At 69.9% G+C, this 22,588-nt stretch carries 23 protein-coding genes, 1 tRNA gene and 1 pseudogene; 17 read left to right on the top strand and 8 right to left on the bottom strand.

The genetic code is table 11. The annotated features are described in order from the left end of the window. A pseudogene (locus HLH34_RS10975) lies at positions 1-185 on the bottom strand (hypothetical protein); the annotation flags it as partial. A gap of 89 nt (positions 186-274) precedes the next feature. On the opposite strand from HLH34_RS10975, the gene HLH34_RS10970 reads away from it, so the two are divergent. The 12 genes from HLH34_RS10970 to HLH34_RS10915 all read left to right on the top strand — a co-directional run bounded on the left by HLH34_RS10970 (position 275) and on the right by HLH34_RS10915 (position 8,543). Continuing rightward, positions 275-1,501: a glycosyltransferase family 4 protein gene (locus HLH34_RS10970; RefSeq protein ID WP_183119598.1), complete on the top strand. Its 1,227-nt coding sequence runs from the start codon at positions 275-277 to the stop codon at positions 1,499-1,501. Next, complete coding sequence (locus tag HLH34_RS10965) at positions 1,491-1,718, top strand: hypothetical protein (protein WP_183119597.1); 228 nt, start codon at positions 1,491-1,493, stop codon at positions 1,716-1,718. Before HLH34_RS10970 ends, HLH34_RS10965 begins: the two co-directional genes overlap by 11 nt. 68 nt (positions 1,719-1,786) lie before the next feature. Then, positions 1,787-1,987 (top strand): hypothetical protein, encoded by a 201-nt coding sequence (locus HLH34_RS10960; RefSeq protein WP_183119596.1) that lies wholly within the window; start codon positions 1,787-1,789, stop codon positions 1,985-1,987. Between the two features lie 85 nt (positions 1,988-2,072). Continuing rightward, complete coding sequence (dcd, locus tag HLH34_RS10955) at positions 2,073-2,627, top strand: dCTP deaminase (protein WP_183119595.1); 555 nt, start codon at positions 2,073-2,075, stop codon at positions 2,625-2,627. 10 nt (positions 2,628-2,637) lie between these two features. Further along, positions 2,638-3,900 (top strand): UDP-N-acetylglucosamine 1-carboxyvinyltransferase, encoded by a 1,263-nt coding sequence (murA, locus tag HLH34_RS10950; protein WP_183119594.1) that lies wholly within the window; start codon positions 2,638-2,640, stop codon positions 3,898-3,900. A gap of 107 nt (positions 3,901-4,007) precedes the next feature. Next, positions 4,008-4,703, top strand: a complete 696-nt coding sequence (hisG, locus tag HLH34_RS10945) for an ATP phosphoribosyltransferase (RefSeq protein WP_183119593.1) — start codon at positions 4,008-4,010, stop codon at positions 4,701-4,703. Then, complete coding sequence (gene hisD / locus HLH34_RS10940; protein ID WP_183119592.1) at positions 4,700-6,013, top strand: histidinol dehydrogenase; 1,314 nt, start codon at positions 4,700-4,702, stop codon at positions 6,011-6,013. The genes hisG and hisD overlap by 4 nt, the downstream gene beginning before the upstream one ends. A 143-nt stretch (positions 6,014-6,156) precedes the next feature. Then, positions 6,157-6,375 carry a translation initiation factor IF-1 gene (gene infA, locus HLH34_RS10935; protein ID WP_003622234.1) on the top strand — a complete coding sequence of 73 codons (219 nt, stop codon included), beginning with the start codon at positions 6,157-6,159 and terminating at the stop codon, positions 6,373-6,375. Between the two features lie 13 nt (positions 6,376-6,388). After that, positions 6,389-7,033 (top strand): Maf family protein, encoded by a 645-nt coding sequence (locus HLH34_RS10930; RefSeq protein WP_183119591.1) that lies wholly within the window; start codon positions 6,389-6,391, stop codon positions 7,031-7,033. Next, complete coding sequence (locus HLH34_RS10925) at positions 7,030-8,187, top strand: ribonuclease E/G (protein ID WP_183119590.1); 1,158 nt, start codon at positions 7,030-7,032, stop codon at positions 8,185-8,187. Before HLH34_RS10930 ends, HLH34_RS10925 begins: the two co-directional genes overlap by 4 nt. Further along, entirely contained in the window at positions 8,184-8,408 is a 225-nt protein-coding gene (locus tag HLH34_RS10920; protein WP_183119589.1) for a DNA gyrase inhibitor YacG, read from the top strand. Before HLH34_RS10925 ends, HLH34_RS10920 begins: the two co-directional genes overlap by 4 nt. Before the next feature lie 59 nt (positions 8,409-8,467). Further along, a tRNA-Phe gene (locus tag HLH34_RS10915) sits at positions 8,468-8,543 on the top strand. Positions 8,544-8,701: 158 nt separating this feature from the next. Here the strand turns inward: HLH34_RS10915 and HLH34_RS10910 are convergent. From HLH34_RS10910 to HLH34_RS10900, 3 genes are all read right to left on the bottom strand, one after another. Further along, on the bottom strand, positions 8,702-8,914 hold the full coding sequence (locus HLH34_RS10910) for a hypothetical protein (protein WP_183119635.1): 213 nt from the start codon (positions 8,912-8,914) through the stop codon (positions 8,702-8,704). Between the two features lie 114 nt (positions 8,915-9,028). Then, positions 9,029-9,196, bottom strand: coding sequence for a hypothetical protein (locus HLH34_RS10905; protein WP_183119588.1), 168 nt, complete (start codon positions 9,194-9,196; stop codon positions 9,029-9,031). A gap of 42 nt (positions 9,197-9,238) precedes the next feature. After that, on the bottom strand, positions 9,239-9,916 hold the full coding sequence (locus HLH34_RS10900; RefSeq protein WP_183119587.1) for a hypothetical protein: 678 nt from the start codon (positions 9,914-9,916) through the stop codon (positions 9,239-9,241). Between the two features lie 385 nt (positions 9,917-10,301). Between HLH34_RS10900 and HLH34_RS10895 the strand changes: the two genes are divergently transcribed. Then, positions 10,302-11,603: an MFS transporter gene (locus HLH34_RS10895; protein WP_183119586.1), complete on the top strand. Its 1,302-nt coding sequence runs from the start codon at positions 10,302-10,304 to the stop codon at positions 11,601-11,603. A 169-nt stretch (positions 11,604-11,772) separates the two neighbouring features. Here HLH34_RS10895 and HLH34_RS10890 read toward each other — a convergent pair whose 3' ends face one another. Next, positions 11,773-12,318 (bottom strand): Dps family protein, encoded by a 546-nt coding sequence (locus HLH34_RS10890; protein ID WP_220792129.1) that lies wholly within the window; start codon positions 12,316-12,318, stop codon positions 11,773-11,775. Positions 12,319-12,649: 331 nt separating this feature from the next. On the opposite strand from HLH34_RS10890, the gene HLH34_RS10885 reads away from it, so the two are divergent. Then, positions 12,650-13,618 (top strand): hypothetical protein, encoded by a 969-nt coding sequence (locus HLH34_RS10885; protein WP_183119585.1) that lies wholly within the window; start codon positions 12,650-12,652, stop codon positions 13,616-13,618. Positions 13,619-13,687: 69 nt separating this feature from the next. Here HLH34_RS10885 and HLH34_RS10880 read toward each other — a convergent pair whose 3' ends face one another. Further along, positions 13,688-14,239, bottom strand: coding sequence for a cytochrome b (locus HLH34_RS10880; protein ID WP_306417745.1), 552 nt, complete (start codon positions 14,237-14,239; stop codon positions 13,688-13,690). Positions 14,240-14,445: 206 nt separating this feature from the next. On the opposite strand from HLH34_RS10880, the gene HLH34_RS10875 reads away from it, so the two are divergent. Next, complete coding sequence (locus tag HLH34_RS10875; protein WP_183119583.1) at positions 14,446-15,903, top strand: amidohydrolase family protein; 1,458 nt, start codon at positions 14,446-14,448, stop codon at positions 15,901-15,903. Positions 15,904-15,959: 56 nt separating this feature from the next. On the opposite strand, the gene HLH34_RS10870 is transcribed toward HLH34_RS10875, so the two are convergent. Next, positions 15,960-16,661: a GntR family transcriptional regulator gene (locus HLH34_RS10870; RefSeq protein ID WP_183119582.1), complete on the bottom strand. Its 702-nt coding sequence runs from the start codon at positions 16,659-16,661 to the stop codon at positions 15,960-15,962. A 159-nt stretch (positions 16,662-16,820) separates the two neighbouring features. Between HLH34_RS10870 and putA the strand changes: the two genes are divergently transcribed. Together putA and HLH34_RS10860 are read left to right on the top strand one after the other, a co-directional pair. Then, positions 16,821-20,519: a bifunctional proline dehydrogenase/L-glutamate gamma-semialdehyde dehydrogenase PutA gene (putA, locus tag HLH34_RS10865; protein WP_183119581.1), complete on the top strand. Its 3,699-nt coding sequence runs from the start codon at positions 16,821-16,823 to the stop codon at positions 20,517-20,519. A gap of 80 nt (positions 20,520-20,599) precedes the next feature. Beyond that, positions 20,600-21,472 carry an oxygenase MpaB family protein gene (locus HLH34_RS10860; protein ID WP_183119580.1) on the top strand — a complete coding sequence of 291 codons (873 nt, stop codon included), beginning with the start codon at positions 20,600-20,602 and terminating at the stop codon, positions 21,470-21,472. Positions 21,473-21,488: 16 nt separating this feature from the next. Here HLH34_RS10860 and HLH34_RS10855 read toward each other — a convergent pair whose 3' ends face one another. After that, positions 21,489-22,550: an acyltransferase family protein gene (locus HLH34_RS10855; RefSeq protein ID WP_183119579.1), complete on the bottom strand. Its 1,062-nt coding sequence runs from the start codon at positions 22,548-22,550 to the stop codon at positions 21,489-21,491. Positions 22,551-22,588: the final 38 nt, after the last annotated feature.

Below are 22,588 nucleotides of genomic sequence, written 5' to 3'. Positions count from 1 at the left end.
CCCCGCGCCTGCCATGCGGCGGCGTAGTCGCGCGCGCCGTCGGGGTCGTCGGGCAGCCGCGCCAGACACGCGGCCAGGTCGGGCGCGCGGGCCTGGCCGTCCCCGGGCGCCGCCGCGACAAACCAGCCGGCCAGCAGGGCCGGGGCCGACCCCTGCCGCACGGCCTGGAGAAAGGATGATGTCATGACACGCATTGGGGCCCCTGACGGAAAGGCGGTCAAGGCCGCCCCGGCGGGACGATGCGTTTCCGGTCCGTTCATGCTAAGCCGGCCGCATGGAGTCGCCGCATCGTCCCGTCATTCTTCAGGTCCTGCCCGCGCTGGATGCCGGCGGCATCGAACAGGGCACCATCGAAATGGCGGACGCCATCGTCCGGGCCGGCGGCACCGCCCTGGTGGCCAGCGCCCCGGGCCGGCTGGTGCCGCGCCTGCACCATGTGGGCGCGCGGCACCTGCCGCTCGACCTGCGCTCGAAGAACCCGCTGACGATCCTGGCCAACGCGCGGCGGCTGGCGCGCCTGATCGCCGATCACGGCGTCACGCTGGTCCATGCCCGCTCGCGCGCGCCCGGCTGGTCGGCGGCGCTGGCCTGCCGGCGCTCCGGCGTCCCGCTGGTGACCACCTGGCACGGCGTGTATCGCGAGAACGTGCCCGGCAAGCACCGGTACAACGCCGTCATGGCGTCGGGCCGCCGGGTCATCGCCATCAGCGCCTTCATCGCCCGGCGACTGGCGCACGATTACGGGGTGGGCCCCGACCGCCTGCGGCTGATCCCGCGCGGCGCCGACACCGCGTGGTTCGATCCCGATTCGGTCCGTGGCCCGCGTATGCAGGCCCTGGCCGAGCAATGGGGCCTGCCCGACGACGCGGCCATCATCATGCTGCCCGGACGGATCACCCCGTGGAAGGGCCAGGCCCTGCTGCTGGACGCCCTGGCGCGCATGGAGGCCGCGGGCGGATGCGGCCGCGCGTGGGCCTGCGTCTTCGTCGGGCCGGCCCGCGCACGCGACCGCCACGGCCAGGCGCTGCTGCGCGCCGTCGCGGCGCACCCGGCGCTGCACGGGCGGGTGCATTTCGCCGGCCATTGCGCGGACATGCCGGCGGCCTTCGCGCTGGCCGACATCGTCGTCGTGCCATCGCTGCACCCCGAACCGTTTGGCCGCGTGGTAGTCGAGGCCCAGGCCATGGCCCGCCCGGTGATCGTCGCCGCCCACGGCGCGGCGATGGAAACCGTGACGGACGGCGAAACCGGCCTGACCGTCCCCCCGGGCGACGCCCACGCGCTGGCGGTGGCGATCCACCACCTCCTGTCCATGTCCCCGCAGGACAGCGCGGCCCTGGGCCAGGCGGCGCGCGCCAACGTCCTGGCGCATTACACCACCGCCGCCATGCAGCACGCCACGCTGGCGGTCTATGACGAGGTGCTGGGCTCCGCCCTGGCCCGGCACTTCGCCGCCGGCGCCGACCTCCCCGATACGACAGGTTCCAACCATGCAGAATGATCCCTTCCGCTCCCGCCGCCCCGCCCCCCGGGCGGTGTCGTGGACACAAAGCATCGCGCTGTTCTGCTTCGGCGGCAGCATCCTGCTGGAAATCGGCCAGGCCCAGTGGCACTGGCCGGTTATCGGGCGGGGCTGGCCCATCCTGGGGCTGGACGTCGTGGGGGCCGTGCTGATGGCGACGTCGCTGGGCCTGTTCTGGGCGGCCCGCCGCCGATAGAACGAAGGTCGGGCTCCTCCTGAACCCCTTCTCGCCCGGCACAGCCTGCTGCTAGACTGTCACGCATCATGACCCGCCCTCCCACACCGCCCTCCGCGACCGCCGCCGAACGGGCCGAGGCCGCGCGGCAGGACCGCCATGCCCGCGCGGCGGCGGCCCTGCGCGAGAATCTGCGCCGGCGCAAGCAGCAGTCGCGCGCCCGCGCCGATACGGATGCGGCCGGGAAAGACGATGGGAACGGCAAGCCGGGCGGCGACGCAAACGCGTGATTGCGGTTCGCCTCGCCCTTCGCTAGTGGTCGGGCTGGCACAGGGGGAGGATCGTTTCCCTCCACGCGACGGAGGCCGAAGATACATGCCCATTATGCCCGACACCTGGATTCGCACCATGGCCCGCGAGGCCGGGATGATCGAACCCTTCGTGGAGCATCAGACGCGCGAGGGCGTGATTTCCTACGGCCTGTCCTCCTACGGCTACGACGCGCGCGTGGCGTCGGAATTCAAGATCTTCACCGACGTCGACAACGCCATCGTCGACCCCAAGAATTTCGCCGCCAACAGCTTCGTCACGCGCGAAGGGCCGATCTGCATCATTCCGCCCAACAGCTTCGCGCTGGCGCACACGGTGGAATATTTCCGCATCCCGCGCGACACGCTGGTGGTCTGCCTGGGCAAATCGACCTATGCGCGCTGCGGCATCATCGTGAACGTCACCCCGCTGGAGCCGGAATGGGAGGGCCAGGTGACGATCGAGATCAGCAACACCACGCCCCTGCCGGCGCGGATCTACGCCAACGAAGGCATCTGCCAGTTCCTGTTCTTCCAGGGGGCGTCCCCCTGCGAGGTCAGCTATGCCGACCGGGCGGGAAAATACATGGGGCAGCGCGGCGTCGCCACGCCCCGGATGTAGGAGCCGGCGCATGGACCGTTTCATCATTCGCGGCGGCCAGCGGCTGCGGGGCGACATCGTCATCGGCGGCGCGAAGAACGCGGCGCTCAAGCTGCTGGTCGCGGGCCTGCTGACGTCGGAACGCCTCGTGCTGCACAACGTGCCGCGCATCGCCGACATCGCCACGATGCGCCGCCTGCTGGAACAGCACGGCCTGACGGTCGAGGATGTGGACGGCACAGGCGGCACGCTCGCGGTCGGCGGCGCCATTACCAACACCGAGGCCCCGTACGACATCGTGTCGCGGATGCGCGCCTCGATCCTGGTGCTGGGCCCGCTGCTGGCCCGCTGCGGCGAGGCCCGGGTGTCGCTGCCCGGCGGCTGCGCCATCGGCACCCGCCCGGTGGACATGCACCTCAAGGGGCTGGAGGCGCTGGGCGCCGAGATCACGCTGGAAAACGGCTATATCAACGCCCGCGCCCCGCGCGGCCTGGTGGGCGATCGCATCGTCCTGCCGTTCGCGTCGGTGGGGGCCACCGAAAACCTGCTGATGGCCTCCTGCCTGGCGCGCGGCCGGACCGAGATCATCAACGCGGCGCGCGAGCCCGAGATCGGCGACCTGGTCGCCTGCCTCAACAGCATGGGCGCGCGCATCACCGGCACGGGCGGCGGCACGCTGACGATCGAGGGCGTCGAGGCCCTGCACGGCGCGACGCACCATGTCATGCCCGACCGCATCGAATGCGGCACCTATGCCTGCGCCGCCGGCATCACCGGCGGCGAACTGCGCCTGGTCGGCGGCAGGCTGGAGCATCTGGGCGCGGTGGTCCGCACGCTGGAGGAAGCGGGCGTCGAAGTCCTGCAGGAAGACGACGCCCTGCGCGTCCGCCGCACCGGCGCGCTGCGCGGCGTGGACATCATGACCGAACCCTATCCGGGCTTCCCCACCGACATGCAGGCGCAGTTCATGGCCCTGCTGTCGGTCGCCGAAGGGGCCTCGATGGTCACCGAGACGATCTTCGAAAACCGCTTCATGCACGTCCCGGAACTGAACCGGATGGGCGCACGCATCAACGTCCACGGGTCGTCGGCCATCATCCGGGGCGTCCACGCCCTGTCGGGCGCGCCGGTCATGGCGACCGACCTGCGGGCATCGTTCTCGCTGATCCTGGCGGGCCTGGCGGCGCATGGCGAAACCATCCTCAGCCGCGTCTACCATCTGGACCGGGGGTACGAGGCGGTGGAGCAGAAACTGGCCCGCTGCGGGGCGCAGATCGAGCGCGTGCGGGACTGAGACGGCCCAAGGGGCAACGCCCGGCCGACCCTGCCCCGCGTCACATACCCTTCCTGCAACGGGCCGGAATGTGATAAGGCGCAGCGCGCTTTGTACCTGGAGAACGCATGACCGCCCCGACCTCGGACACGCCGCTGGTTCTCGCCCTGCCCAAGGGGCGTATCCTGAAGGCCGCGGCCCCCCTGCTGGCCGGGGCCGGCATCACCCCCGCCGCCGACTGCCTGGACGAAGGCAGCCGCCGCCTGCGCTTTCCCACCGACGACCCGATGCTGGACGTCGTGCGCGTCCGCTCGTTCGATGTCGCGACCTTCGTCGCGTTCGGCGGCGCGCAGCTGGGCATCTGCGGCGCGGACGTGCTGATGGAATTCGACTACCCCGAGATCTACGCCCCGCTGGACCTGCGGATCGGCGCCTGCCGCGTCTCGGTCGCCCGCCCGGTGGGCCATGGAACGACCGATATTCCCGCCCACTGGTCGCGGGTGCGGGTCGCCACGAAATATCCCGCGCTGACCCGCCGCCATTTCGCCGCACGCGGCATCAACGCCGACATCGTGCATCTGCATGGCGCGATGGAACTGGCCCCGGTGCTGGACCTGTCGCAGCTGATCGTCGACCTGGTGGATACCGGATCGACCCTGCGCGCCAACGGGCTTGAGGAGACCGAGACGATCGCCAGCGTCACCAGCCGGCTGATCGTCAACCGCACGGCGCTGAAGACCCAGCCGGAACGGATCGGCGCGCTGATCGCCCGCTTCCGCCATGCGCTGTCCGCCACCACCGAGCACGAGGCCGCGACGGCATGAAGCGCCTGGACACCACCCAGCCCGATTTCCGGGCCGCGTTCACCCGCCTTCTGGCCGACCGCGAGGGCGACACCGCCCGCGTCGACGCCCCCGTGACCGAGATCCTGGCCGACGTGCGCGCCCGGGGCGACGAGGCCCTGTGCGCCTATACCGCGCGGTTCGACCGGATGACGGTCACGCCCGACGGCCTGCGCATCACCGAAGCCGAGATCGAAGCGGCCTGCGCCGCGGTCCCCGCTCCCCTGCTGGCGGCGCTGGATGTAGCCGCCGCGCGGATCGAGGCCTTCCACCGCGCCCAGATGCCCTCCGACCTGCGCTATGTCGATGCGGACGGCGTCAGCCTGGGCATGCGCTGGACGGCGCTGGATGCCGTGGGGCTGTATGTGCCCGGCGGCACGGCGGCCTATCCGTCATCGGTGCTGATGAACGCGCTGCCCGCCCGGGTCGCCGGCGTCGGGCGGCTGGCGATGTGCGTGCCCACGCCCGACGGCGTGCTGAACCCGCTGGTGCTGGCGGCGGCCCGCCGCGCCGGCGTCAGCGAAATCTACCGCATCGGCGGCGCGCAGGCCGTCGGCGCCATGGCCTACGGCACCGCGACCATCCGCTCGGTCGACCGCGTGGTCGGCCCCGGCAACGCCTATGTCGCCGAGGCCAAGCGCCAGGTGTTCGGCCGGGTGGGCATCGACAGCATCGCCGGCCCGTCCGAAGTCGTCGTCGTGGCCGATGGCGGCAACGACCCGCGCATCGTCGCCCTGGACCTGCTGGCGCAGGCCGAACATGACGCCCTGGCGCAATCCATCCTGATCACCACCGACCCCGACCTGGCCGAGCGTGTGGCGGCTGCGGTGGCGGCCGAGCTGCGCACCCTGCCCCGCGCCGCCATCGCCGGGGCAAGCTGGTCGGGCCACGGCGCCCTCATCACCGTCCGTGACCAGGACGAGGCCGCCGCCCTGATCGACGAGATCGCGCCGGAACATCTGGAACTGCTGCTGGCCGACCCCGAACCCCTGTTCGCCAAGGTGCGGCATGCCGGGGCGGTGTTCCTGGGCCGCTACTGCGCCGAGGCCATCGGCGATTATGTCGGCGGCCCGAACCATGTCCTGCCCACCAGCCGCACGGCGCGATTCGCCTCCGGCCTGTCGGTGTTCGACTTCCTCAAGCGCACGACCTTCATCGGTGCGGGGCCGGACGCGCTGCGCCGGATCGGGCCGGCCGCCGTCGCCCTGGCGCGCGCCGAAGGGCTGGACGCGCATGCGCTCAGCGTGTCGGCGCGGCTGGACGCGCTGGGCCCGGATGCGGACAGAACTTGACCGCGGCGCCCACAATCCGCACATATCCGCCTGCAATCCATTTCCAGGGCCACCGGGCATCCCCCCAGAGGGAATGCTCCGGCGGTTTCGCCCGCCCATGACCGCCGAACGGACGACGGCCAACAAGATGATCGAAGGACACGATGTCTAAGGAAGACATGATCGAATTCAGCGGCACGGTGACCGAGCTGCTTCCCAACGCCATGTTCCGCGTCAAGCTGGACAACGAACACATGATCCTGGCGCATACCAGCGGCAAGATGCGCAAGAACCGCATCCGCGTGCTGGCCGGCGACCGGGTGAATGTCGAAATGACGCCCTACGATCTGAGCAAGGGTCGCATCACCTTCCGCTTCAAGTAAGGCCGCGCGCCCCGTGACCGGACAGCCCCCCGGGTCGGCCACCCGCCCGGATGCCGAGAGTCCGGGGCCGGGACTCGTCCTTGCCTCCGCCTCGCCCCGCCGGCGCGACCTGCTGGCGCAGATCGGGCTCGTGCCCCGGCATGTGATCGCCGCCGACATCGACGAACGGCCGGGCCCGGCCGAACTGCCGCGCCTGTATGCCATGCGGCTGGCGCGCGACAAGGCGGCGGCCGTCGCCGGCGGCCTGACGGAACCCGCCCTGGTGCTGGGCGCCGACACCGTCGTCGCAGTCGGCCGGCGCATCCTTCCCAAGGCCTGCGATCGCGACACCGCACGGCGTTGCCTGACCCTGCTGTCGGGGCGACGTCATACGGTGCTGACCGCCATCGCCCTGCGCCCCACCGCCGCCTGGACCGACGGCCGCCCGGCCGAACGGCTGGTCGAAAGCACGGTGACCTTCTCGCGCCTGACGGCGCGGCAGATCGACGCGCTGCTGGATGCCGGCGACTGGGACGGCAAGGCCGGCGGCTATGCCATCCAGGGCCACGCCGCCGCCTTCATCCGCTTCCTGTCCGGCAGCCATTCCAACGTGGTCGGCCTGCCGCTGTTCGAGGTCGCACAGATGCTGCGCGGCCAGAAAGGGGACTGGATCCGGTGACCGTCCGGATCCGGGCCGCCAGCGCCCCGGGCGAAATCCGCATCGCCGTCACCGATGACGCCCGCGTGGACGCGGACGATACCGAAGGCGCGGGCCTGATCGAGTACGCGCTGTGGCGGCCCGGGGCGCCGGACGGCATCGGCGATGTGCATCGCGGCCGCGTGGCCGCCCGCATGCCCGCCATGGGCGGCGCATTCGTCGATCTGGCCGACGGCACCAGCGGCTTCCTGCCCGATTCCGCCGGGGCTGCCGGCCTGACGGAAGGCGATGCCGCCCTGGTCCGCATCACCCGCAGCGCCCAGGGCGGCAAGGGCGCGCGCCTGGCCGCCTGCCCTGCCGATGCCGTGCCCGTATCCGACCGTACCGGCCCCCCGGCCCTTCTGGCGCGCGGGCCGTCACCGCTGGAGGTGCTGGCCGCCGCCTGGCCCGACGCCCCGATCCTGATCGACGATTCATCGGTCGGCGCGCGACTGCCGCCCGCGCTGCGCAACCGCGTGCAGCGGGTGGCCGCCGCCTTCGATTCGGCGACCGAGGCCGCCTCCGACGCCCTGGATGATCCGGCCGTGGAGCTGCCCGGCGGGGTGCGCGCGACCATCACCCCCACCCCCGCGCTGGTGGCGATCGACATGGATGGCGGCGCGGCCAGCGCGGACCGCCGCGCCAAACAGACCGCGCAATTCGCCACCAACCGCGACGCGCTGCCGGCGTTGCTGCATCAGATCCGCCTGCGCAATCTGTCGGGCGCCATCGTGCTGGACGTCGCCGGCCTGGCCATCCGCAAGCGCCAGGCCCTGCGCCCGGTTTTCGAGGAATCGCTGGCGCGCGACCCGCTGCGCCCGCGCTTCCTGGGCTTCACGGCGCTGGGCTTGGCCGAAATCCTGCGGCCACGCATCCGCCCGCCGCTGCACGAGTTGGTGTCGGGCCCGCACGGCCAGGCACTGCGCGCCCTGCGCCACTGGGTCCGCGCCACACGCGGCACGCCGGGCACCGCCGCCCCGCTGCGGGTCGGCACCGACATCGCCCGCGCGCTGGACCGCGATCCCGGCGCCGAGGCGGACGCGACACAGCTGTCGGGCCATGTGCCGGCCCGGCAGCTCGACCCCTCCCTGCCGCCCCTGGGCTGGAGCCTGTCGGGGCCGGAGAACCGACCATGACCGACCCCACCACGCCGCCGTCCACGCCCCTCCCCCCGTGCCCCACCTGCGGCCGCCCGGCCGTGGCGGCGTTTCGACCGTTCTGCTCGAAACGCTGCGCCGACGTCGATCTGGGCCGCTGGTTTTCGGAACAGTACCGCGTCCCGGTCCGGGACGAAGACGCACAAATCTTCGAGGAAAACGACCCGAGACGGGTTGATCCCGACGATGAGGTGGGATAGATCACACCCCCAACGGCGGGTTGCCTCAGGCAGACCGCCCGCGCCGGAAACGGCCCGGTGCCCAAGTAGCTCAGTTGGTAGAGCATGCGACTGAAAATCGCAGTGTCGGTGGTTCGAATCCGCCCTTGGGCACCATTTTTTATTTAAAATTCAATAAACTGATTTCCAGGTCACTCCCGAACGGCCGAAGACGCCGCGCGCGTGTTTCCGCGCATCGAAGGGCTTGCCTGCCGGCTGCGGCAAAACAGGGAAAATGCGTCGGATCGCCAGCAGGGTGGGGTTCAGGCCGGTCCCTAATAGCCATGGCCTTCGAAGCCGTAGCTGCCGCGGGCATATCCGAGATTGCCGTAGCCGTCGCCCCGGAATTCGCGCGTCCCGCGATCACCGTAATCCGGCCCGCAGGCCGCCAGCAGCAACACCCCGGCCAGCGGCAGCAGCATCAGCACCCGCCAGGGGCCGCGTGCCGACGCCGGCGCTCCCGTGGCCCTATCCGTATCCGTGCCCATCACCACGCCCCCCGATCGTCCGGAATCGGGGGTACTCCCAGGCCGGGCAGGCTGCAAGACCGGCGCGTGGCCGTCTGGATTACGAATCCCACATCCCGGGCCGGACAAGCTGGGCTAACGCCTGTTCAGCGTCTCGATGCCGTCCTGGCAGGCCAGGACGTCCAGCAGGTCCTGCGACGTGATCTCCAGTTCGCTGAACAGGCGCTCGACGCATCGGGTGACGGCGTCGACGACCGGCCGTGCGGCCCGACGCCGGAAATCGTTGAAAACGGAGAAGAGCATGAGAACCTCCTCGCCCGCGGGTTTGATCCCAATCGTCTGAAATCAGTGCCTCTGAGGGGCATCCAGACCTTCCGGATGGGGCCACAGCACATGGGTCATCCCCATGTCCAGTTCATGCCAGCGCGCCATGGCGCCCAGGCATCCCGCACCGACGATGTGCGGGCGTGGCGCGTGGCCTTCCGCCGGCATATCCGGGTCGGCGTCCGGCCTGCGCCGGTCGTCACGATCGGGTTCCCACACACGGCGCAGCCGCGTCACATCCCGGCGCGGACGACGGGGGGCTTCGCGCCGCCGGGGCAGCCAGTGCCCGGCGACGGCCAGGTAGGCGCCCAGCAACGTGACGGCGGCGGCAAAGCGCGACTGGACGTAGCGATGGGGAAACACGGACCGCAAAGCACCGCGCACGCCGGCCTCGTCCCCGTTCTGGGCGGCGGCGATGGCCTCGAGGAACTGCCCTTCGGTCCGGCTGACGGCCTGCTGCCCCGTCATGCCGACATCCGGACCGGCGATGCCCATGTCGGCCATGCGGGCGACCCCTTCGCGAAAGGCGCGCGCGACGCCTTCGAATTCCCGCCGCAAGCCCGGCACATACAGGCCGCGCGCCTCGGCCGGGCCCTGCGGACAGGCCGGTGCCTGTCGCCCGACAAGGCGACGGATCGTCCAGACCGCCATTTTCTCGCTGCAGGAAAAATCGTTGAGGAAAAGCACTGCGTGGGTCATGGGCACTCCTGACCGGCACTTCCACCGCTCTGTTGCTGTCGCCTTACCCTAATTGCGATCGACTCGCATTTTCAATATTAAAATGATCACCGCACCGTTATCGCCGGACGCCCCTGCCGGGCTGCGAAGCACTGGACACGCACCCCGCGCAATCACCCCATGAAGATATTGAACAGATCAGCAGGAAGTGTCGATAAGAATGAATAAAGTATTACCCAAACAAAGACCAATGCATCACAATATAGACAAAAATTCCTCATAACGCCGAATACCGAAGCGGAGCACAGAAAATGCGCGTCGGATCGCCGTCAGCGCGCATTTCCGGTCAGGCTCTTGGACAGATGGCAGGCACCGCTCCATAGTCCTCCGAATTCCGGAGGCAGTCATGGACGGTGCAAGAAGCCGTGCGCGCGACGGGGCCACGCCTGCGATCACAGGCCAGAAGATCATACCCGCACATGAAGAGGCCAAAATCTGGACGACACGCAGGTCCCGGACCTATCGGTCCACCAGCTTTTCGCTCTTTCTTGTCGGCTTTGTCACGTTTTCCCTTCTGTACTGCGTGCAACCGATTCTTCCCGAACTGGCCAGAAGCTTTCATGTCGGCGTGACCGGAAGTTCCCTGGCGCTGTCCCTGACGACGGGCTGTCTTGCCGTATCAATCTTCTGCTCGGGCGCCGCCGCCGAAAGTCTGGGGCGCAAGGGCATCATGTTTTTCTCCATGATGTCCGCCGCCATCCTGAATATTCTGGCCGCCCTGATGCCCTCCTGGCCGCTGTTTCTGGCGGCCCGGGCCCTGGAAGGCGTCGTGCTGGGCGGTGTGCCCGCCGTGGCCATGGCCTATCTGTCCGAAGAAATCCACCCGGAGGACCTGGGCTACGCGATGGGCCTGTATGTCGGAGGCACGGCGTTTGGCGGCATGTTCGGACGTGTGGCCGTCGGTATTCTGACCGGTCTGGCGACATGGCCGACCGCCCTTGCGCTATTAGGCTGCGTCGATCTTCTGGCGGCCGTGGCGTTTGGAATTTTTCTTCCATCTTCCCGAAATTTCATCAGGAAGGACAGTTTCGACATCAGATATCATGCCAGCGCCTGGATCACGCATGTCTCTCATGTCCGTCTTGCCTTGCTGTTCGGCATGGGCAGCCTCGCAATGGGCGTATTCGTCACGCTTTTCAATTACATCGATTTTCGCCTTTCCACACCACTGTTTTCCCTCTCGCCGCCGGAAATCAGTTTTATCTTCCTCTCCTATGTATGCGGCATGATCGCATCGCCGGTCGCGGGCTCGGTCGCGGATAAAATCGGCCGTGGGCCTGTCATGATTGCAGGCATAGCGATGACGGCGCTTGGCATGGGGCTGACCTCAAGTGCCCTGCTGCCCGCGATCATTTTCGGTATCGTCGTATTCACGACCGGGTTTTTCACCATCCATTCCGTTGCCAGCGGATGGGTCGGCCGCCTGGCGCTGGAAAACAAGGGGCACGCCTCGTCGCTTTATCTTCTCTGCTATTATCTGGGATCAAGCGTCTTCGGCTCGCTCGGCGGCCTGTTCTGGACCCGGGGAGGATGGCCCTCCGTCATTCTCTACGCGGCCGGACTGCTTGCGGTAGCGGGCCTGTTTTCTCTCTTCCTCACCAGATATGAAAAAACATCCTGTTCAGCAGGAAGACGCCATGCAGATTGACCGCCCGGGCCCTCTGGTCCTCGGAGCATGCGCATGCCATCTCGCCGTACGCATGGGCGACGCAGGGGGGCAATCCCCTTGGCGGGTTTCAGGGCAGCGCCCTGAGGCGCGCCCTTCCCCCGCCGCATCAGAAAAAACCTCGACAGATAGCGCTTTCGGTCGAAGCCGCTTAGCTGTTGCTGCCGAAAGCCGGTCGGGTGGCTTCGAACAGAAACCACGTGCGGCGTTCGGTCTCGTCGATCCAGTTTTCCAGCAGGCTGGCGGTGGCGACGTCGCCGCCCTCGTCGCACACGCCATGCACCTGGCGCAGCCGCGCGGTCAGCGCCAGATTGTCCTCGCGCAGTTCGGACAGCATGTCCTCCGGCGTCACATACAGCGTGTCATTGTCGGCCACCTTCGTCAGCCGGGCGATTTCGCCCACCGAATGCAGCGTGGTGCCGCCGATCTTGCGCGCCCGCTCGGCCAGCGGATCGGTCATCGCGAAGATCTGGTCACCATGCTCGTCCAGCAGCAGGTGGTAGTCGCGGAAATGCCGGCCGCTCATGTGCCAATGGAAGTTCTTCGTCTTGATGTACAGCGCGAAGACATCCGCCAGAACGGCGCGAAGCCCGGCCGAAATCTCATGCACCGCGGCCTGCTTCAGGTCCGTCGGCGTCCCGAGATGCGACCGCACCTCTGCCTCGCCCGCCGCACTCGCATTCGCTTTCGTGGTCATGATGATCCTCCTGAATACCGTCCGGAATCCCCGGACGATCTATTGACGGATCAAGACTGGGCCCCATGCCCTGCGGCCCGGCCATGATCCATCTCAACATCACCCCGCATAACGCCCTCCCGCAAGGGACGACAGGGCCGGCACCTCTCCCCTTTTCCGATGTTGCAATTGAGAGTCGATCGCAATATAGGGGAAAAACCCACGGGCCACGACAGATAGCCGAGTGTCGATTTCCCAACCCGACCCGTGGAGCCTTCAGGCGGCATCAGGGGCATTCCGGCCCTTCGATGCCGCCGCCTTTCTTTCGATCCACCCGGGAGGCTGTCCAACGATGACAGAGACAATCGGCTGCGATTCCACCTGGCACCTTGCCCATTCGCGGCCTGCCGATCTGCTTGATTATTTCGACCCCACCCGGGGATTCGCCGGGCAGATCAATCCCCTTGTCAGCCGGTTTCGCGATGTGCAGGCCCTGTGCGACGGCGGAGAGAGCGACGCGCCCCTGACGCACCTGCGCAATGCCCTGGCCTTTCATCTGGTGAAAATGTCCCGCTGGTGGGGGTTCGATTTCTGCCCCCGCGGCCTGACGGATGTGCGCAATCCGCTGTTTCTGAGTTACGTGAAGGCGCACGCCGCCCGCGTGGCCGAGGACGAATCGTTCTTCGACCTGTTCACCATGCAGCGTCACATGCACGCCAACGACGCGGGCCATATCCTGGTCCTGGGCCGGGATGGCGCCGTGCCCGCCCTGCTCTACGGGCTGGACGGGCAGAGGGGGTTTCGCTTCGCCTTTCAGACGAACGGCGCGGACATCGCATGGTACCGCCACAGCTATTCGGATTTTACCAGCGCCTGGCTGGCGGCCCGGACCGTCGGCACCCCCGGCGCCGCCGCCTGCGATACCCTGCCCGAGCACCTCGCCGCCGAGCGGGAGCACGCCTGGGCCCGCACCTGGCATCAGCGATATTTTCATCGTGCCGGCACCCGGCCCGTGGTGCAGCTCTATGCCGAAGCCTGTGCGCAGCGTTCGGTCTGCCAGTCGTCGTTCGGCCGGACGGAATTCGAGACCATCGTGAACGATCTGGCCTTCAAGATCGCAAGAACCGCCTTCACGCGCGCCCTGACCATCGCCGACATGATCGCGGAGGGCGGAACGGGCGACATGAACCTGCGCGTCGTCGACACCATCAGGCAGCGCGCCCGCACCTTCGTCGCCACCTGCGTCGATCCCTGCCGGCGGCCGGAACTCGATACCCTGCTGGACCGGACGGTCGCCTATCGGCCGCGACGCTGTTCATGACGATACGTCGGGGGGGCCGAGGCCCTGACCCCGATCCGTGGGTAGAGGGCCGCCCGCAATGCGTGGCGCTCAGGCCCACATGCGGCGGAAAACGCCGTCCCGCAGCACCCGCGCGTGATAGAACGCCGCCAGCCCGTGGCCGGTGGCCAGCACGATGATGCCCCAGGCCAGCCAGCTATGCGCCTGACCCAGCAGATGGTGCGTCGCGTGATCGAACGGACCGAAAGGCGAGTTGATGGGGACGCCGAACGCCACCACCGGCCGACCGCCTGACCAGCGCGCCAGATACCCCAGCGCCAGTTCCACCCCGATCATGACATAAAGCAGCCCGTGCACCGCGTGCGTCACCCGGTCGGCCACCGCGCCCGCCGAGGCGAAGCGGATGGCCCGCCCGCCCGTCACCCGCCACGCCACCCGCGCCACGAACACCGCTCCCAGCAGCACGCCCAGCGACAGATGCGCCGACACCAGCGGCGCGCGATCGGCACGCGGCAGGCGGATCCAGACCTCGCCCAGCGCGAATTGCGCCACGATCAGCAACGCCGTGGCCCAATGCAGCCAGCGTGTCTCACGGCTGTAGCGGACGGGGGGCGCGACCTGCCCCCCATCGATGTCGATCACGCCCGCGCTGTCCATGTGCCGCCCCTTCGCTGTCCCGCCTACGCCGATACGCAGCGGACCAAACGAATGCAAGCGCCGGCGCGCGAAACCCGCCGCGCCGCCGCCGGGGGCGGGGCTTCTGGAACGCATCCGGGGCGGCTAGGAAGGACGCGGGCGCATGGCGCGGGCAGTCAGAGGAAGCGGACAGGGTGAACGGGATCGGACGGATGAGCGGTCTGCTGGGGCTTCTGGCCCTGATGGCGGTCTCGGGTGGGGGCGCCCGTGCGGCAGGCTGCATGGTGACGGCCGGTGGCCCGGAAACCGTGATCGAGGCCGTCATCCTGACCGACACTGCCGATCCGCGCCCAGGGCGGGTGGTCGTGGATGCACGGGGCATGATCGCATGCGTGGGCGCGACCTGCCCTGTGATGGCCCATCCGCGCGTGATCCGCTGCCCGGCGGACAGCCTGTCGCCGGGGCTGATCAACCCGCATGACCATATCGCCTATACCGGCGACGCCCCCCGGCCGGACAATGGGGAACGCTTCGTCCACCGCCACGAATGGCGCATGGGGCTGGACGGACACGCGATGCGCGACGCCCCGCCCGATCACGACCCGGAGGTCATCGCCTGGGGGGAACTGCGTTTCCTGATCAGCGGAATCACCGCCATGGTCGGCGGCGACATGGCGCCCGGGCTGGTGCGCAACATGGATTTCGGTACCGGCCTGGACGGGCTGTCGATGCGGCCGGTGACCTACCGCATCTTCCCGCTGGACGACGCATCCGGGATCATGCGCACCCGGGATTGCAATTACGGCCCCCACCCCGCCGACCCGGCGGAGGTGGCATCGGGCGCGGCCTTCCTGGCCCATGTCGCCGAGGGAACCGGCGACGCCGCGCGCAACGAGTTCCGGTGCCTGAGTTCCACGACCTATGACCGCGTGCCGCAGCCCGGCGGCGGCGGGATCAGCCAGGACCTGATGCAGCCGCACATGACGATCCTGCACGGCGTCGGGCTGACGACGGCGGACCTGGAGACGTTACGCCGGCAGGCCGGGGCCATCGTCTGGTCGCCGCGCAGCAACCTCGCACTCTACGGCCGGACCCTGGATGTCGTGACGGCGCGGCGGCTGGGCATCCCGGTGGCGCTGGGCACCGACTGGCTGCCGTCCGGATCGATGAACATGAGCCGCGAATTCGCCTGCGCCACACGGTACGACCGAAAGCACCTGGACGGGGCGCTGAGCGCGCGCGACCTGTGGCGCATGGCCACCACCGACGGCGCGCGGGCGGTTCATGCCGAAACGATGCTGGGCGCGATCGCACCGGGACGTGTCGCGGATCTGGTGCTGTTCCGTCCGGCGGGGCCGGCGGGGAACGACCCGTTCGACGCCGTGGTGCGCAGCCGTCCGGCGACGGTCGACCTGGTGATGCGTGGCGGGCGGATCCTGTATGGCGACGCGGCGCTGGTCGCGGGGCTGGACCTGCCGGGCTGCGAGGCGCTGGACGTGACCGGGGAACGCAAGGCCCTGTGCATCCGCACCGACCAGCCCTTCGCCTTCGCCATGCTGCGCGCGGACATGGCCCGCAAGCGGATCTACCCGCTGGTCACGGACGGCACGCCGCCGGACGAACCGCCCTGCGACACGCTGGAAGACACGGCGGCCCAGGCACGTCCGTAGCCCCCGGACAGGGGCGCGGGGGGCCCGGCCCCGCGTTCCGAAAGGGTCGGGAGGTGTTAGCCCACCGCCGCGCGATGGCGGTGCAGCACGTCCACCGAAATCGTGGCGGCATCCAGGATGTGCTGGCGGGTCAGGCGGGCGACGGCGTCGGCGTCACGGCGGCGGCAGGCGTCCAGCAGGGCCAGATGTTCGGCGTCCGTCACATGCTTGCGGCCGGCGATTTCCAGATGGCCGCGAATATAGCGATCGACGCGGCGATGCAGGGCCTCGATCATCTCCAGCAGGCGGGGGCGGCCCGCCGCCGCATAGATCGCGCCATGGAAGGCCCAGTTCAGCGGACCGGAGCGCGCCATGCCGTCCGGGGCGTCGCTGGTGCCGGCGACGAAGGCGTCGTAGGCGTCCTCGATGCGGGCCAGATCCAGGCGCGTCATGCGCGCGACCGCCTGGGCGGCGGCACGTTCTTCCAGCATCGCGCGGATCTCGGAAAATTCGATGATGTCGGCCTCGGACAGGCCGGTCACCATCGCGCCGCGATTCGCCTGGAACGCGACCAGCCCCTCGGCCTCCAGTTGCTTCAGCGCCTCGCGCACCGGAATGGTGCTGACACCGAACCCGCTGGCCAGTTCGGATTGCGGCAGCGCCTGCCCCTCGGCCAGCAGCCCGTCCAGAATCGCCTCGCGCAGCGCGTTGCCCACGGCCTCGGACGCGATGCCGCGCGGTTCGGCGCCCGCGTGTGTGTAGATGCTCGCCGGCAGCATGGCTGTCCCCCTCGATCCGCTGTTGGTCCGGATCATATACGCTCTTGTTAATCGTATATGATATGATAGGGGATCGGTCCAGAGGCCGTCGCCCTCCGCAAGGGGCCGCGCCCCGCCCCAAGCGACCCCGTCCCACCCATGGCCAGCGGACCCAAGACCATGACCCCCTCCCCGACCCCGCCGACCGCCGCCATTCCCACATCCGCCCTGGCCGTCGCCCTGCCCGCGCGCGACGGCTGGCGCGCGCGCATCGCCGCCGCCCTGCGCCGGGCCGAGCCCGCCTGCGTCGCGGCCCTGATCGACGACGCCACCCTGTCGCCGGCGCAGGAGGCCCAGGCCGACGCCACCGCCCGCCGGCTGACCCGGACGCTGCGCACCGGGCGGCGCCCGGGCGGGGTCGAGGCGCTGGTGCAGGAATTTTCCCTGTCGTCGCGCGAGGGCGTGGCGCTGATGTGCCTGGCCGAGGCGCTGCTGCGCATCCCCGACATGGCGACGCGCGACGCGCTGATCCGCGACCGCATCGGCACCGGCGACTGGCTGGCGCATGTCGGCCGGGGGCGGCCCCTGTTCGTCAACGCCGCCGCCTGGGGGCTGGTCGTCACCGGCCGGCTGGTCGGGCCGGAACGCCAGCACGGGCTGGGCGGGGCGCTGCTGCGGCTGGTGGCGCGCGGGGGCGAACCGCTGATCCGGCGGGCGGTGGACGTCGCCATGCGCATGATGGGCGAGCAGTTCGTCTGCGGCGAGACCATCGAAACTGCGCTGCAGGCCAGCCGCGCCCGCCACGACAGGGGCTTCCGCTATTCCTTCGACATGCTGGGCGAGGCCGCGCTGACCGAGGCCGACGCCGTGCGCTATTTCCGCGATTACGAGACCGCGCTGCACGCCATCGGCCAGGCCGCGCGGGACGGGCGCGACGTCTATGACCGCAACGGCCTGTCGATCAAGCTGTCGGCCCTGCATCCGCGCTACGCCCGCGCCCAGCGCGAACGGGTGATCGAGGAACTGCTGCCGCTGCTGGTGCGCCTGGCACGGCTGGCGCGGCGGTACGACATCGGCCTGAACATCGACGCCGAGGAAAGCGAGCGGCTGGACCTGTCGCTGGACCTGCTGGAAGGGCTGTGCCTGCGCCCCGACCTGGCCGGGTGGAACGGCATCGGCTTCGTCGTGCAGGCGTACGGAAAACGCGCGCCCGCCGTGCTGGACTGGATCATCGACCTGGGCCGGCGCAGCGGCCATCGCATCATGGTGCGGCTGGTCAAGGGGGCCTACTGGGACAGCGAGATCAAGAAGGCGCAGGTCGACGGCATGGAAGACTTCCCCGTCTTCACCCGCAAATGCCACACCGACATCAGCTACGTCGCCTGCGCGCGCCTGCTGCTGGGTGCGCCCGATGCGGTGTTCCCGCAGTTCGCCACCCACAATGCCCGCACCCTGGCCAGCATCCACGCGCTGGCCGGCCCGGACTTCACCCACGGGCAATATGAATTCCAGTGCCTGCACGGCATGGGCGAGGGGCTGTACGACGCGGTGGTCGGCCCGCGCAACATGGACCGGCCCTGCCGGATCTATGCCCCCGTGGGCTCGCACGAGACGCTGCTGGCCTATCTGGTGCGGCGCCTGCTGGAAAACGGCGCCAATTCATCCTTCGTCAACCAGATCGGCGACGAGTCCGTGCCCGTCGGGACACTAGTCGCCGACCCGGTGCAGACGGCGCGGGCCCTTGCCGCCGCCGAGGATGTGACGCTGGGCGCGCCGCATCCCGCCATCGCCCTGCCCGGCGCGCTGTTCGGAAGCGAACGGCGCAATTCCGCCGGTCTGGACCTGGCCGACGAGCCCAGCCTGCACGCCCTGGCCCAGGGCATGGACGACGGCCCCGGCACCTGGCAGGCCGCGCCGATGCTGGCCGACGGCACGCCGTCGGACGCCCCGATGCGCGACGTGCCCAACCCCGCGCGCCCCGACGACCGGCCCGGCATCGCGCGCTTCGCCACCCCGGACGACGCCGCGCGCGCCGTGGGCCTGGCGGCCGATGCCCTGCCCGCCTGGTCCGCCCGCCCGCCCGCCGACCGCGCCGCCTGCCTGGACCGCGCGGCCGCGCTGCTGGAGGCGCGGCAGGCGGAACTGATCGGGCTGATCGTGCGCGAGGCCGGAAAATCCTACCCCAACGCGGTGGCCGAAATCCGCGAGGCGGTCGATTTCCTGCGCTATTACGCCGCCACCATCCGCCGCGATTTCGACAATGCCACGCACGTTCCCCTGGGGCCGGTGGTGTGCATCAGCCCCTGGAACTTCCCGCTGGCGATCTTCCTGGGCCAGGTGTCGGCGGCCCTGGCCGCCGGCAATGTGGTGCTGGCCAAGCCCGCCGAGGAAACGCCGCTGATCGCCACCTGCGCGGTGCGCATTTTGCACGAGGCCGGGGTGCCGCTGGGCGCGCTGCAATTCCTGCCCGGCGCGGGCGATGTGGGGGCGGCCCTGGTGGCCGACCGGCGCATCGGCGCGGTCATGTTCACCGGATCGACCGAGGTAGCGCGCCTGATCGCGCGGCAGCTTGCCGGGCGCATCGGCGCGGGCGGGCAGCCGGTGCCGCTGGTTGCGGAAACCGGCGGGCAGAACGCGATGATCGTCGATTCCTCGGCGCTGGCGGAACAGGTGGTGGCCGATGTCATCGCCTCGGCCTTCGACAGCGCGGGGCAGCGCTGTTCGGCGCTGCGCATCCTGTGCGTGCAGGACGATTGCGCCGACCATGTGCTGGCGATGCTGCGCGGCGCGATGGCCGAACTGCGGGTCGGCGACCCGGCGCAACTCCGCACCGACATCGGCCCGGTCATCACCGCCGAAGCCCGCGACGGCATCGCCGCCCACATCGCGCGGATGCGCGCGAACGGCGCCCGGATGTGGGCGCCGGCCACGCCGCACGCGGTGCCCGGCGGCCATTTCCTGCCGCCCACCCTGATCGAGATCGACAGCATCGCCGAAATCGGGCGCGAGGTGTTCGGCCCCGTGCTGCATGTGCTGCGCTGGCGGCGGCCGGATCTGGACGCGCTGATCGACGCGATCGACGCCACCGGATACGGCCTGACCTTCGGCCTGCACACCCGCATCGCCGAAACGGTGGACCATGTGACCGGCCGGATCGACGCGGGCAATCTGTACGTCAACCGCAACACCATCGGCGCGGTGGTGGGCGTGCAGCCCTTTGGCGGGCGCGGCCTGTCGGGCACCGGGCCGAAGGCCGGCGGTCCGCTGACCCTGCGGCGGCTGCTGGCGGCCTGCCCCGCCTTCGTGCCGCCTACCCCGGCCGACGGCGCGCGCGCGCGTGCCGCGCTGCCCGATGCCGCGCGGGAATGGCAGGCCTGGTCGGCGGGCAGCGGCCTGCCCGACGGCGTGACCGGCCCGGCCCTGCACGGGCTGTCCGTCGCAATGCCGGGGCCGGTGGGCGAGACCAATATCTGGTCGCTGGCCCCGCGCGGCACGGTGCTGTGCGTGGCACGAACCGAGGCCGGGGCGCGGCGGGCCACCGGCATGGCGCTGGCGGCGGGCAACGAGGTGGCGTTGCTGGCCGACGATGCGACGGCGGGCTGGGTCGCCGACCTGCCCCCCGCCCTGCGCGCGCGGGTCTGCCGCGTGGCCGACCTGGCCCAGGCCGCGGCGGCCCGCCCGGCAGTGCTGCTGGCCGAAGGCGACGCCCCCGACCTGGACGCCGTGCTGGCGGCGCTGGGCGAAGGCGACGGGCCGGTGGTGCCGGTGCATGTCCTGACCGCGACCGGCCCCCTGCCGGAATGGCTGCTGGAAGAACGGCTGGTCAGCACCAACACCACCGCCGCGGGGGGCAATGCATCGCTGATGGCGATCGGCTGATCGCCGAACGGAGGGATCCCGCGCGCCTCGGCCGTGTTATGCTCGTCCCGGTCCATCCGTGACCGCTGACGGGAGGCGCCATGGCTCTGCCCCATCTCTTTCCCCGCCTGCCGGCACCGCCGGGCAGCGCCTGGCTGAAGCGCCGGCTCGCCGCGCGCGTGACAGACGTCTTCAACGATCGGGCGCGGGGCGAGGCGCCGGTCGTCCGCCAGGCCGACGGGCTGTTCGCGCCGGACAGCGTGGTCCGCCAGGTGCACGGCGACGTCGTCGCCATGCTGGCCGGCGGGATCGCGGCCCTGCTGCTGCAGATGCTGCATCCTTCGGTCCTGGCCGGCGTCTGGGACCATTCCCGCTTCCGCGACGACATGCACGGGCGGCTACGGCGCACGGCGCGCTTCATCGCGCAGACCACCTACGGTCACCGCGACGACGCCATGGCCGCCATCGCACGGGTCCGCCGGATCCACGACGGGGTCAACGGCCTGCTGCCCGACGGCACGCCCTACCATGCGAACGATCCGTCGCTGCTGGCCTGGGTTCATCTGACCGAGACGACCAGCTTCCTTGCCGGCTGGAGACGCTTCGCCGAACCGCTGATGCCGGAACACCGGCGCAACCAGTATTTCGACGAAATGGCGCGGATCGGGGAGGCGCTGGGGGCCGCGCCGGTGCCACACACCGAATATGCGGCATACCGCCAGATGGAAACGATGCGCGGTGCGCTGGCCGTCAGCGAACGCACCCGCGAGATATGCGACATCCTGCTGACGCGCCCGGCGGCGTTCCCCGGCGGCAGGCACGCCCATCGCCTGGTGATGCAGGCCGGCATCGACCTGCTTCCGCCCTGGGCGCGACGAATGCATGGGTTTGCGGCACCCGGCCCCGCCACGCCGCTTGTGCACGCCACCACCTTCGGGCTCGCCGAAACCGTCCGCTGGGCGTTCCGCTCGTGAGGGGCCCGGCGCGCGGTCAGGCCAGCGGCGCCGTCCTGACCGCGCGCCGGCTCATCCAGTCGATGGCGCGATCGAAGCGGGCGCGGGCGGCCATGTCCAGACCGTCCAGTAACCAGGCGAGCGCGTACAGCCCGACCAGCATCACCGGCGCGATCCAGGCCGGAACGGTGGCGAGGGGAATGTGCAACCCCTTGCCCAGCACCCCGCCGATGCACCAGACCAACGGGGCGTGGGTGGCATACAGCGCATAGGATGCACCCCCCGCGGCCTGGAAGACGACCAGGCTGCGGCCCTTCGGCTGCGACGATGCCCCCAGCCAGACGATGACCGGGAAGATCGCGAACACCGCCACCAGGTCGATCACCGGGCGCGGGATCGCGGGGGTGTCGAACACCATGACGAACGCCAGCAGGCCCATCGGAACCCAGGCGTTGAGCACCGGGCTTTCGCGCCGGACGCGCCACAACAGGATCCCCAGAAAGAACGAGAAACCGACCCGGCACACCGCGACCGGCGCCCCGGACCAGAACATGCCGACATTCAGCGTCCCCCAGCTAAAGGCCGAAACGATGAGGCCCGGCACGAAGAGGCCCACCACCGCCATCAGCCTGCGGGTCGTCAGCCATGGCCACGCGGCGGCCATGACCATATTGGCCACCAGTTCATAGAAGAGCGACCAGGCCGGGAAGTTGAGGGCATAGAGTTCGCCGTGCGGGCCGACCCACGGAATGTAGAACACCGCCGCGGGCAGCGACGCCAGCACGGACAGCGGCTTCAGATGCAGGGCGACCTGCAACGCCGTCGCCACCGTGCCGATCGACAGCCCCAGCGCGTAGAGCGGCCACAGGCGCACGATGCGTTTGCGCATGAACGCGGCAAACGGCAACCCGGCATCCAGCCGGGCCGAATAGGCCTCGGCCAGGACGAAGCCGCTGAGGGCGAAGAACAGGTCGACCGCCAGATAGCCGCCCGTCACGTACCAGGCCGTGGGAAATATCATGTTGATATGGCCCAGAACGACCCCCGCCGCGGCCAGGCCGCGCAATCCGTCCAGGGTATGAAACACGCGCTTCGCCATGGTCGCATCCTTGCCTCGGCCATGGAACGAAACGACCA

The organism is Gluconacetobacter azotocaptans (assembly GCF_014174355.1).
In the GTDB taxonomy this organism is placed as follows: domain Bacteria; phylum Pseudomonadota; class Alphaproteobacteria; order Acetobacterales; family Acetobacteraceae; genus Gluconacetobacter; species Gluconacetobacter azotocaptans.
This window is presented reverse-complemented; position numbering and strand designations above follow the sequence as displayed.

Excerpts from the sequence above, each read along its gene's own strand:
- HLH34_RS10885 (WP_183119585.1), top strand. The coding sequence starts at position 12,650 with ATGACAGAGACAATCGGCTGCGATTCCACCTGGCACCTTGCCCATTCG.
- HLH34_RS10905 (WP_183119588.1), bottom strand. The coding sequence starts at position 9,196 with ATGCTCTTCTCCGTTTTCAACGATTTCCGGCGTCGGGCCGCACGGCCG.
- HLH34_RS10890 (WP_220792129.1), bottom strand. The coding sequence starts at position 12,318 with ATGACCACGAAAGCGAATGCGAGTGCGGCGGGCGAGGCAGAGGTGCGG.
- infA (WP_003622234.1), top strand. The coding sequence starts at position 6,157 with ATGTCTAAGGAAGACATGATCGAATTCAGCGGCACGGTGACCGAGCTG.
- putA (WP_183119581.1), top strand. The coding sequence starts at position 16,821 with ATGACCCCCTCCCCGACCCCGCCGACCGCCGCCATTCCCACATCCGCC.
- hisD (WP_183119592.1), top strand. The coding sequence starts at position 4,700 with ATGAAGCGCCTGGACACCACCCAGCCCGATTTCCGGGCCGCGTTCACC.
- dcd (WP_183119595.1), top strand. The coding sequence starts at position 2,073 with ATGCCCATTATGCCCGACACCTGGATTCGCACCATGGCCCGCGAGGCC.
- HLH34_RS10910 (WP_183119635.1), bottom strand. The coding sequence starts at position 8,914 with ATGGGCACGGATACGGATAGGGCCACGGGAGCGCCGGCGTCGGCACGC.
- HLH34_RS10860 (WP_183119580.1), top strand. The coding sequence starts at position 20,600 with ATGGCTCTGCCCCATCTCTTTCCCCGCCTGCCGGCACCGCCGGGCAGC.
- HLH34_RS10960 (WP_183119596.1), top strand. The coding sequence starts at position 1,787 with ATGACCCGCCCTCCCACACCGCCCTCCGCGACCGCCGCCGAACGGGCC.
- hisG (WP_183119593.1), top strand. The coding sequence starts at position 4,008 with ATGACCGCCCCGACCTCGGACACGCCGCTGGTTCTCGCCCTGCCCAAG.
- HLH34_RS10970 (WP_183119598.1), top strand. The coding sequence starts at position 275 with ATGGAGTCGCCGCATCGTCCCGTCATTCTTCAGGTCCTGCCCGCGCTG.
- HLH34_RS10965 (WP_183119597.1), top strand. The coding sequence starts at position 1,491 with ATGCAGAATGATCCCTTCCGCTCCCGCCGCCCCGCCCCCCGGGCGGTG.
- HLH34_RS10870 (WP_183119582.1), bottom strand. The coding sequence starts at position 16,661 with ATGCTGCCGGCGAGCATCTACACACACGCGGGCGCCGAACCGCGCGGC.
- HLH34_RS10855 (WP_183119579.1), bottom strand. The coding sequence starts at position 22,550 with ATGGCGAAGCGCGTGTTTCATACCCTGGACGGATTGCGCGGCCTGGCC.
- HLH34_RS10900 (WP_183119587.1), bottom strand. The coding sequence starts at position 9,916 with ATGACCCACGCAGTGCTTTTCCTCAACGATTTTTCCTGCAGCGAGAAA.
- HLH34_RS10895 (WP_183119586.1), top strand. The coding sequence starts at position 10,302 with ATGGACGGTGCAAGAAGCCGTGCGCGCGACGGGGCCACGCCTGCGATC.
- HLH34_RS10875 (WP_183119583.1), top strand. The coding sequence starts at position 14,446 with ATGAGCGGTCTGCTGGGGCTTCTGGCCCTGATGGCGGTCTCGGGTGGG.
- murA (WP_183119594.1), top strand. The coding sequence starts at position 2,638 with ATGGACCGTTTCATCATTCGCGGCGGCCAGCGGCTGCGGGGCGACATC.
- HLH34_RS10920 (WP_183119589.1), top strand. The coding sequence starts at position 8,184 with ATGACCGACCCCACCACGCCGCCGTCCACGCCCCTCCCCCCGTGCCCC.